Origin of the sequence: Flavobacterium pisciphilum (genome assembly GCF_020905345.1) — a bacterium.
GTDB lineage: Bacteria > Bacteroidota > Bacteroidia > Flavobacteriales > Flavobacteriaceae > Flavobacterium > Flavobacterium pisciphilum.
Genome location: NZ_JAJJMO010000002.1, coordinates 1 through 10,253 on the forward strand (window position 1 = coordinate 1; position 10,253 = coordinate 10,253).

The 10,253-nt window shown below is 35.6% G+C and carries 6 protein-coding genes and 1 pseudogene; 3 read left to right on the top strand and 4 right to left on the bottom strand.

Annotation, left to right across the window (positions count from 1 at the left end; all coding sequences use genetic code 11):
* Nucleotides 1-159 precede the first annotated feature (159 nt).
* The 3 genes from LNQ49_RS23150 to LNQ49_RS23160 are packed head-to-tail and all read right to left on the bottom strand — an operon-like array spanning nucleotide 160 to nucleotide 4,817.
* A complete protein-coding gene (locus tag LNQ49_RS23150) occupies nucleotides 160-1,296 on the bottom strand; it encodes an efflux RND transporter periplasmic adaptor subunit (RefSeq protein ID WP_229991368.1) in 1,137 nt (378 codons plus the stop codon).
* A gap of 48 nt (nucleotides 1,297-1,344) precedes the next feature.
* Nucleotides 1,345-4,047 carry a magnesium-translocating P-type ATPase gene (mgtA, locus tag LNQ49_RS23155; RefSeq protein ID WP_229991369.1) on the bottom strand — a complete coding sequence of 901 codons (2,703 nt, stop codon included), beginning with the start codon at nucleotides 4,045-4,047 and terminating at the stop codon, nucleotides 1,345-1,347.
* 59 nt (nucleotides 4,048-4,106) lie between these two features.
* Nucleotides 4,107-4,817 carry an MgtC/SapB family protein gene (locus tag LNQ49_RS23160; RefSeq protein ID WP_229991370.1) on the bottom strand — a complete coding sequence of 237 codons (711 nt, stop codon included), beginning with the start codon at nucleotides 4,815-4,817 and terminating at the stop codon, nucleotides 4,107-4,109.
* Nucleotides 4,818-5,705: 888 nt separating this feature from the next.
* Here LNQ49_RS23160 and LNQ49_RS23165 point away from each other — a divergent pair.
* The gene (locus tag LNQ49_RS23165; RefSeq protein ID WP_229991371.1) at nucleotides 5,706-8,120 is read left to right on the top strand and encodes a tail fiber domain-containing protein; all 2,415 of its coding nucleotides are present in this window, start codon (nucleotides 5,706-5,708) and stop codon (nucleotides 8,118-8,120) included.
* A gap of 17 nt (nucleotides 8,121-8,137) precedes the next feature.
* Here the strand turns inward: LNQ49_RS23165 and LNQ49_RS23170 are convergent, their stop codons facing one another.
* Nucleotides 8,138-8,845: a S24 family peptidase gene (locus tag LNQ49_RS23170; protein ID WP_229991372.1), complete on the bottom strand. Its 708-nt coding sequence runs from the start codon at nucleotides 8,843-8,845 to the stop codon at nucleotides 8,138-8,140.
* Between the two features lie 104 nt (nucleotides 8,846-8,949).
* Between LNQ49_RS23170 and LNQ49_RS23175 the strand changes: the two genes are divergently transcribed.
* Both LNQ49_RS23175 and LNQ49_RS23180 read left to right on the top strand, forming a co-directional pair.
* Nucleotides 8,950-9,141: a hypothetical protein gene (locus LNQ49_RS23175; protein ID WP_229991373.1), complete on the top strand. Its 192-nt coding sequence runs from the start codon at nucleotides 8,950-8,952 to the stop codon at nucleotides 9,139-9,141.
* Between the two features lie 98 nt (nucleotides 9,142-9,239).
* Nucleotides 9,240-10,253 (top strand): annotated as a pseudogene (locus LNQ49_RS23180) (hypothetical protein); the annotation flags it as partial.

A 10,253-nucleotide genomic window follows, 5' to 3' on the forward strand; every position in this document is an offset into this window, starting at 1 on the left:
CTTCGTCAGGGTGACAAGATTGCGAGTAATAAATCTGTGTGCAAAAAAGTTTCATGTTTTAAATTAAAAAGAACCTTGCGTCCCTTGCGTAAATCTTAGCATGCTTTGCGGTTAATATTCCACTGTTCAATTTTCAGCATTACAACTGCGCACCGCACACTATTTCGCTTCCAGAAGATAAAAAGCACCTTCGCTTACGATAGCTTCATTTGGTTTTAGACCAGCAAGAATGGCAATTTTTCCTTTGTTAGTGATTCCAGTTTCTACGTAGCGGCGGATATACTTTCCTTTTTCCAATTGCACAAGCACAAAACTTTTGTCGTTATATTGTAAAACAGCTTTAGCGGGAACAAACAAAGTATTTTCAGGGGAATCTATAAACTTCACTGTTACATACATTCCTGGTTTAAGGGTATGATCTTCATTGGCACATTCGATTAGTACTTGTACACTTCGAGTGGCTTCATCTACAATTTCATCTACATGGTAAATTTTTCCAATAATTTTTTTGTCCGGATAGGAGGCGAGCTGAATTTCGGCACCATCTAATTGATGTATAAAGCGGATATCTTTTTCTTTAACCTGACCTGCAATCCAAACCTTTTTTAAATCTGTAATTATGGCTTTAGGCGAATCATCTTCTTTGATATACTGTCCCATTACAACATCATTTTTAATTACTTCTCCTGCAATAGGCGAGGTGATTACAAGCGGCTGACCAAAGACAAGCGTATGTACATTTACTCCAAATATTTTTAAGCTTGCAACTGCATTTTGGTATTCCTTCTCGTTGACTTCAAAGTTGCTTTCTGCTTCCTCTAGGTCTTTTTGAGAACCCACGCCGTTGTGTTTCAAGTCCTGCTGACGTTTTAATGATAGTTTAGCTACTTGATAGGCTGATTTTGCTTGAAAGAAGCTTTTTTGAGCATCGATAAAATCGGGGGAGACCATCTCAAAAAGGGGTGTGCCAGCCTGCGTTTTCATTCCTAGTTTTAAATATACTTTAGTAACCCTACCTGCAAACGGCGGAGCTATCTCGGCATAAAAATTAGGAATAGCTTTCACGGTACCAGCCGTTATTAGTTCAGATTGATAGGGCTCATTAGTAGCCATTCCGATTTTTAATTTTGAAGCAATTGTTGAGGTTGGGGCAACAACAATCGTATCATTTTGCAATGAATAGTTTTGCTTTTCATTTGTTTCAGTTTTACCGCCACAAGCTGTAAAAGCAGTTGTAGCAATTAGAGTCACCACAAGGTTTCGGTATTGATTTTTTTGATTGAAGATTTTTGACATTTGAAATCGGGAATTATTTTTATTATTTAGTATCATCTTATTTTAATATTATAACCATTGATTAAATCTTTTAATAAACCACGTTTTAACGTATTGGGTGAGCAAGCAATAACAAGTGAGTATTCCAAATAACCAAGGGAAATAACTCATAGGAAGCGGTTGCATCTTTAGCATTGGCGCCAATGGCGAAAACGGAATTGCGATACCTACAAGCATTATTATTGTTGTTAATGCCAATACAGGAGCTGTAGCCCAACTTTGTACGAATGGAATTTTTTTGGTACGTATCATGTGTATAATTAATGTTTGAGATAGTAAACCTTCTATAAACCAACCGGTTTGAAAGAACGATTGCAGCTCAGGGCTATTTGCTTTGAAATAGTAAAACAGCAAAGCAAATGTTGCAAAGTCAAAAATGGAACTGATAGGACCTATAAAAAGCATAAATCGCTGTATGCTAGATGCATCCCATTTTTTTGGTTCTTTTAAGAAGTCTTCATCCATTTTATCCCAAGGGATTGTGGTTTGAGAGATATCGTATAATAAGTTTTGAGTTAATAACTGAACAGGAAGCATTGGCAAAAAGGGCAGGAAAGCGCTTGCTCCAAGCATGCTAAACATATTCCCGAAGTTGCTGCTGGCTGTCATTTTTATATATTTAATGATGTTACCAAAAGTTCTTCGTCCATAGATAACACCCTTACGAAGCACCATTAAATCTTTTTCTAGCAGAATGATATCAGCACTTTCTTTGGCAATGTCTACGGCTGTATCTACACTAATACCTACATCTGCTTCTTTAAGAGCCGCCGCATCATTAATACCATCACCCATAAAGCCTACGGTATGACCTTTGACCCTTAGTGCTTTTACGACTCTTACTTTTTGTAATGGACTCAGTTTTGCAAAAATGGAAACATCATCGATTTTAAGAGCCAGTTCCTCATCAGTCATAGACTCTAGTTCAGTTCCTAATACGATGTTCTTTACAGGAATGCCAACATCATGGCATATTTTTTTAGTAACAATCTCATTATCACCAGTAAGTACTTTTAAGGTTACTCCTAATTCCTGAAGCGCTGCTATACTTGGTTGTGTTGATGGTTTTGCAGGATCAAGAAAACCAATAAAACCCGTTAGTGTAAGTTGTTTTTCATCATCAATAGAATAGGTTAACGGGTGTTTTCCATCAAATTCCCGAATGGCTACTAATAAGACCCTCAATCCTTCTTCATTCATTTTTTTTGAGGTCTGCAAAATTTTGTTGCGCATTTTCTCATCCATCGGTATTATTTTGTCATTCTCAAGATGCAATTCTTTGTCTTCCCCAGGGTCGAAGCTATGAGAACACAAATCCAGAATTTCTTCAACAGCGCCCTTGCAAATTAGCAAGTGGTTTCCGTTTCGCATTTTAAGTATAACCGACATACGTCTGCGCTCAAAATCAAAAGGAATCTCGTCTACTTTCATAAAGTATTCTTCAACCTTTAAATAATCATGAAGCTCAACATGTTCCAGAACCGCTTTGTCGAGTATGTTTTTTAGCCCAGTTTGATGAAAACTATTGAGGTAAGCCCATTTAAGAACCTCATCATCTTCGTCGCCAAGAACATTCAAATGTTTCTCTAAAACTATTTTATCTAAGGTTAGCGTGCCTGTTTTATCTGTACAAAGAATATCCATAGCGCCAATATTCTGAATGGCGTTTAATCGTTTTACAATTACTTTATGTTTGCTCATATTCATTGCTCCTTTAGCAAGATTGGCAGTTACAATCATAGGAAGCATTTCGGGAGTTAATCCTACGGCAACAGCTATTGCAAACAAAAGCGCTTGCATCCAGTCTCCTTTTAGAAATCCATTTATCAAAAAGATTATAGGAACCATTACCAACATAAATCGAATAAGCAAGTAGCTTACTTTGTTTATGCCTATATCAAAAGCAGTCTCAGGTCTATTTCCTAATATGGTTTTGCTGATGCTTCCAAAATAGGTTAGGTTTCCCGTAACCACTACTACTGCTTTGGCAGTACCACTAACCACATTTGTACCCATGAAGCAAAGATTATTCAGTTCTATAGGCTGTTTAGTATCGGCATCACGTATTGGAAGAGAATTCTTTTCTACAGGCAGTGCTTCTCCAGTAAGCATAGATTCACTAACAAATAAATCTTTGCACTGCATGATACGGCAATCTGCAGGTATCATATCTCCTGCTGATAAAAAGAGAATATCTCCGGGTACCAGATCAGTCATTGCTATTTCTCTTTTGCCAATAAATTTTCTTAATACGGTAGCAGTCGTTTTTACCATACTTTTCAATTTCTCTGCTGCTTTGTTACTTCTGTATTCTTGAAAGAATCGGAGCAAGGCACTAAAAAGAACCATTCCTGTAACCATAATCACAGTCTTATAATCGGCTTCTCCCGGGGCAGCCATCCAGATATCAACAACAAATGAGATTATTGCGATAACAAGCAGGATGAAAATAAAAGGATTTATAAAAGCTTTAATTAGCTGACTTAACCATGAAGGAGCTTTGTCGTGTTGAACTTCATTGAGTCCGAATTTCTTGAGTCGTTCATCAGAAGTTAGTTTTGTAAGTCCAATTTCTGAACTCTCTAACATTGCGTAAATAAAATTATGATCGTTTCTAGAAGCATTACGCAATTTAGTCGTAGTTCCTTCATTCATACCGTTGCTATTGGTTATGGAATAAAAAGGATGCTTTATTTTATCTTTTACACTCATTTTTTATGGTTTTAATTTGTCTTGATTAAGACATGGGGGTTAGAATCATTAATCATAAGCTACAGTTCGGTTTCGGTTCCCATAATTTCCCAGCTCACTTTCATTACTTTTTCTGCAATAGTCAATTGGCTCGCCATTCGTTCCATTAAACTATCCTGCGCCGTAATTGCTTTTATTTCGGCAGTTATAATAGCTATTGAGGGATCATCACCATCATCACTTGTTAGTGATTTTAATAATATTGTTTCTTCATTGCCTAAATTCTGCATGAGCATTACTCGAAGACGGTTTTCAACTTCAGCCTTGCATTTTATTGTAAATAAGTAGTCAGTAGGAGTGTGGATTGATTTTATAGATTGCAAACGGTTTAGTTTTAAACCTACAGGACGAAGTAATAAATGGGTAATCATTACTGCTACACTCACTATTATAGCTTCTGTAAATAAACCAATACCTACAAGCGTACCTACTGCTGCTGAACACCAGATAGTGGCAGCAGTGTTTAGTCCCTGTACACTTAGACCGTCTTTCATAATTACTCCTGCTCCCAGAAAACCTATTCCAGAAACAATTTGAGCAGCAACTCTGCTAGGGTCGGCACCATTACCTAAAGAAACAGAGAGCAGTATAAAAGCAGTAGATCCTAATGACACTAATGTATTTGTGCGCAGTCCAGCATTTTTTTGACGCCATTGACGCTCAATACCTATTGCTGCTCCCAGCAAAGCTGCAAGTGCAATACGTGTTGTAAATTCATAAGTTGTAATCATAATAAACCTCCTTTTCTTTTTAATTGTTTTTGTTTCTCTGGTAGATGATTTTATCAGCATCTGCCGTTGGATGTAATTGTTTTTAACACATAGATTCATAGTTCACAAAGTCTAATCAAGACGTTTCACTCAAGATAAATCACATAGGGCTAAGTGAAAAAATTACAATTTTCAAGAACCACCTTAAATCATAATGCTATGTTTCTATGCGTTAAAGACAAAAACATTTTTGTCAATTTTGACAATCATTGTCATTGTATGTTTTGAGAATAAAACAATTGCCTTAATGGTTTTGCTTTTTTCGCAATGACAAGAATTGATCGACAAACAACCAATTCCTAATTATGGGGCAAAATTAGTTTTGCTTTAAAGAATAAGCCGTTAGAGATGTTTTAGAAAAAAATTAGAATTTTATTAGAAAAGGATAAATCGGTCCCAGCTTTCAGTTTTTTATTGAATAGCGTTGAGGTTTTAATAAAGCAGAAATCATTTTGAGATTATGGATAATTTTGCTCCACTGTAATCATTGTATTACAGGATGATAATTTAAAAGTGTAGCAATCAAAACGATAAATTAATCCTCTTTTATTGTAGAATTTTTAGTTTTAGGAACACATATAAGTTTTGAAAGAAAAATCATACTCAATTATATCCGAGTGCAAAAGAAAGCTGTAAAACCGCATTTTTCGCTAATTGTGAGTAGATGTGCGTAGGCTATTGCAATTGATTGTCGCTGTATTAGTGTTAATTTTGCCCACAGAATGAGTAGGATGTAATTACTCTCAAAAAATATAAAGTATTTCCCCGTACTGTATTTTTTAAATAACCGTATTAATTGACTTTGTTTTTTTAGTTAAGTATCAATTGATTTAAAACCTATTAAAATTCATGAAAAAATATATTTTATTATTCGTTTTTATCATATTAAATTATACTTCCAATGCGCAAACTGGAATTGGAACTACTACGCCCGATATTTCGTCGGCTTTAGATATTCGTATAGCCAATAAAGGAGTTTTATTATCTCGAGTAGCACTTACTGGAACTACAGATGTCACGACGATACCTTCGCCAGCAAATTCGTTATTAGTTTACAATACAGCAACCACTGCTGATCTAACACCTGGATATTACTATTGGGATACAGCAGTCTCAAAATGGATTCGAATATTAGATGCTGCTTCGACTATAACAGGTTGGGGACTAAATGGGAATGCCTATACTGACCCTGCTACAGATTTCATAGGAACTACAGATGATGTTGATTTAGTTTTTAAAAGAAACAATTTGCAGGCAGGTAGATTATCAAAATTTAATACTTCTCTCGGACAAGGTTCGTTGAGAGGAACAGGGAGCTATAATACTGCCTTTGGGAACAAAGCGCTTGGGGCAAATACTGGAGGTACTCTTAATACAGCTACTGGTTTTGAGGCATTGGGCAGTAATTTAGATGGTAATGGTAACGCTGCCTTTGGTTATAGGGCGCTCAATAAGTTGGCCCAAGGTAAGAATAATGTAAGTGTGGGAATGTATTCGTCAGATTTTCTTTCAGAAGGTAGTGGGAATACTGTTGTTGGGGCTTCGGCACTTGCAAAAACGTATAGTGGAAATTATAATATTGCTATTGGTAGTGGTGCAGGTTATAGACTTAAAATGAGCGGAAATGAAGATGGATTTAATACTATAATTGGGTCTTATGACAATCATAATACTCAAGGCTTTGATAGTGGTAGAAACAATACTATATTGGGTTCACGTATAAAAGATTTGCCATCTTCGTTAGTTAATAATATTATCATAGCCGATGGTTCTGGTAACAGACGTATCAACGTTAATGCAACGGGGAATGTAGGACTAGGAACCAATGATCCAGATAAATCTGCTGCTCTGGATGTTACAAGCACTAACAAGGGAGTTCTTTTACCTCGAGTAGCACTTACAGGAGTTACAGATGCAACAACAATACCCTCGCCAGCAAACTCATTAATGATTTACAATACGGCAACTAGTAGCGATGTAACCCCTGGGTATTATTTCTGGAATACATCTAATTTAAAATGGATGCGAGTATTGGATTCTGATTCATCTGGATGGAATACAAAAGGAAACTCAGGTACTGCCGAAGGAACAGACTTTATTGGTACTACTGATAATATAAATGTGGTATTTAAAAGAAGAAACGTTCATGCAGGACTATTAAGTGACTTGAATGCGCACAATACGTCATTTGGGGTAAACTCTTATAAAGGGACTACTTCGGGAACACAAGGTATTCGTAATACAGCAATAGGCTCTAATAGTCTCCACGGAACCTCTGAAGCTGTCATGAATGGTAATGATAATACAGCCTTAGGGTACAATAGTTTATCGGTAAACGATACAGGAAATGAAAATGTTGCTGTTGGGGTAAGTGCTTTAAAAAGCAATACAGCTGGGGATAATAATACAGCAATTGGTTTTTCTAGTTTAACGAGAAATACTACTGGACGATATAATGTTGCCAATGGAGCACATGCGCTAGAAAGAAATACTGAGGGAGCCTCTAATATTGCAATTGGTGGCTGGGCATTGAGTAATAATCAAAAAGGAAATGACAATATCGCTATAGGGGTTAACAGTCTATCAGCATTTAATCAGACCGGAGCATACAATATTGGTCTTGGTAGTAGTGCATTAAAAGGCAATAGCTCAGGGGAGCTTAATGTTGGAGTTGGATATGAAGCACTCTCAAAAAATTTTACAGGATATAATAATACTGCCATTGGCGCTCATGCAGGAACGTCATTGGGATATCTTAAAAATACTACTGCTATTGGTTTTAGGGCATCTGTTAATGAGTCTAATGCGATTCAATTAGGAAATGGAGATATCACTAAGATATCTGGTCAGGTAGGGTTTTCGACAACTTCTGATAGAAGATATAAAAAGGATATTAAAACAATTCCGTTGGGATTGGATTTTATTAATAAGGTGCGTCCTGTAGAGTACATTCGTAAAAATAATGAATCAAATACCAAAGAGTGGGGAGTCATTGCTCAAGAATTGCAACAAACGTTAGATGAAGTAGCGTATAAAGATGCAGGCGTTGTACAGGAAGGTGGCGATGCAGATAAAATGCTGTCTGTTCGTTATACCGATTTAATTGCTCCTATGATAAAATCAATACAAGAGCTAACAGAACAAAATAATAAATTAAAAAGGGATGATAATCTCCGAAACGAGCGATTAGAAAAAGAGAACAAACTCCTAAATGACCGAATTAATCAGTTAGAAATTAAATTAGAAAAGGGGAGTAAAAATTAAAAAAGGCAACAACTCTTTTAGTTGTGTAAGCGTATCGAAACACGTACAAGCCCCATTGCAGTTATTTCACTTAAATGCACATCTTTAGCAGGATGCTGTTGATTGTGGCTTACTAACTTAATATAATCATCACCTAAGTCAGATTGTTGTACCAATTTTATTGTTTTCATAGTTGTACTATCATCAATCTTAATAGCTAATAGATATAAATCGCCAAAGAAAATTTTTTGACGATTTATATCTATTTTTTTATAAGTAATAATATCACCTGCTTTTAACACCGGATGCATACTGTCTCCAGTGGCATATATTGCACCATCAGATGAAGGTATGTTTGGAATTGATATATAATCAATAATTTTTTCTTCATCTAAATTTATCTCATTTACCATAGGCACTATACCTATCGTTTTTTCAAGATTAAACAGAGGAACTTTTCGAATATCAAGCACATCATTCGCTTTTTGGATGCTGTGTACAGGCGAAGTAACAAGGCTTTGTAGTTCTTTTAGCATAGAGCCATTCCCTGTTATGAGCCATTCGAGGTTAATTTCAGAGTAAACTGCGATAATTTTAGCTAAAAACACATCAGAAACAGTCGCTTTTAGTTTATCAGAATCCAAAAAACCACGTTTTATAGTAGTTTTTTCTAAAAATTCTTTTGTTGTAACGCCTTGTTGCTCAATAAAATATATTATTCTTTCTTTTGTAGTAGCGAAATTCATCGTAAATAATTTTTTTTGCGATGATTATCGCTTATATTGCATTAGACAACTAAAATTGATAGTTGAATCAAATAATTACAATTGATATTTAAAACTGTAAAGATATGAGAAAAATAAAAATACACTCTGAGTTGAAGAAACAAATTGCCACAGAGCTAAAAACATCACTCCAAACGGTACATACGGCTTTATGTTATTTTAACAATAGTGCAATGGCAGTAGAGATTAGAAAACGAGCGAAGACTCTTTTGCTAAAAGAAGCAAATAAAATAGAAGAAATCCCTGCTAACGAATAAGTTATGAATAGGAAAACGATTTAAGCCACCTATCAAAGATTTATTTATGGCACAAATAGAAATATCATTTACATAAGTCACTTTTAAAATTTTAATTCATGAAAAAAAATATTTTACTTTTCCTTTTTGCCATTATTGGTTATGCCTCACATGCACAGACAGGAATAGGTACTCTTAACCCTCATGCTTCATCAGCTTTGGATATTAGTCTTGCTAATAAAGGCGTTTTATTATCGCGAGTGGCACTTAAAGGAACTACAGATACTAGTACAATACCGTCACCGGCAAATTCTTTGTTAGTTTACAATACAGCAACTATTAATGATATAACCCAAGGATATTACTATTGGAGTACAATGTCATCAAGATGGATACGAGTGATAGATACAGCTTCAATTGTACCAGCTTGGAATTTAACGGGAAATAGCAATACAGTTGCAGGTACTAATTTTATAGGAACGCTAGACAATCAAGATTTAGTTTTTAAAAGAAATAACATACAGGCAGGTAGACTCACAGTTTTTAGCACTTCTTTTGGATTAAGTGCATTAAAAAACAATCTAAGTGGTAGACCCAATACCGCTATAGGAAATGAAGCTCTCGAAAGTAATATTGGTGGAGAATCTAATACTGCTGTAGGTTATCGGACATTAAAAAATAGTACAGAGAGTAGTGCTAATAGTGCCTTTGGGCATTCAGTTCTTGAAAGCTTAGTTAAAGGGTATTATAATGTAGGTGTAGGGATGCATTCATTACAAGACCTTAAAGAAGGTACTCATAATACTGCTGTTGGGCGTGGTGCTCTTAACTATATGACAGGATCAAGCTACAATATTGGTATTGGTAGTGGTGCAGGTGCGAGACTTCATGTAGGAGATAATAACTTATATGGTTTTAATACTATAATTGGTTCTTATAATAATAATGACCAAGGTTTGAAAAGTGGTATAAATAATACTATATTGGGGTCACGCATAAGTCTTTTGGGTCCAATCTCTAATAATATTATCATTGCAGATGGAGAAGGTAACAGACGTATCAATGTTAACGAATTGGGTAATGTAGGATTAGGTACGACTACACCTCATGCTTCGGCAGCTCTTCATATTGGT

Bases quoted from the DNA above. Each gene is read 5' to 3' on its own strand.
- LNQ49_RS23150 (WP_229991368.1), bottom strand. From the start codon at position 1,296: ATGTCAAAAATCTTCAATCAAAAAAATCAATACCGAAACCTTGTGGTG.
- mgtA (WP_229991369.1), bottom strand. From the start codon at position 4,047: ATGAGTGTAAAAGATAAAATAAAGCATCCTTTTTATTCCATAACCAAT.
- LNQ49_RS23160 (WP_229991370.1), bottom strand. From the start codon at position 4,817: ATGATTACAACTTATGAATTTACAACACGTATTGCACTTGCAGCTTTG.
- LNQ49_RS23165 (WP_229991371.1), top strand. From the start codon at position 5,706: ATGAAAAAATATATTTTATTATTCGTTTTTATCATATTAAATTATACT.
- LNQ49_RS23170 (WP_229991372.1), bottom strand. From the start codon at position 8,845: ATGAATTTCGCTACTACAAAAGAAAGAATAATATATTTTATTGAGCAA.
- LNQ49_RS23175 (WP_229991373.1), top strand. From the start codon at position 8,950: ATGAGAAAAATAAAAATACACTCTGAGTTGAAGAAACAAATTGCCACA.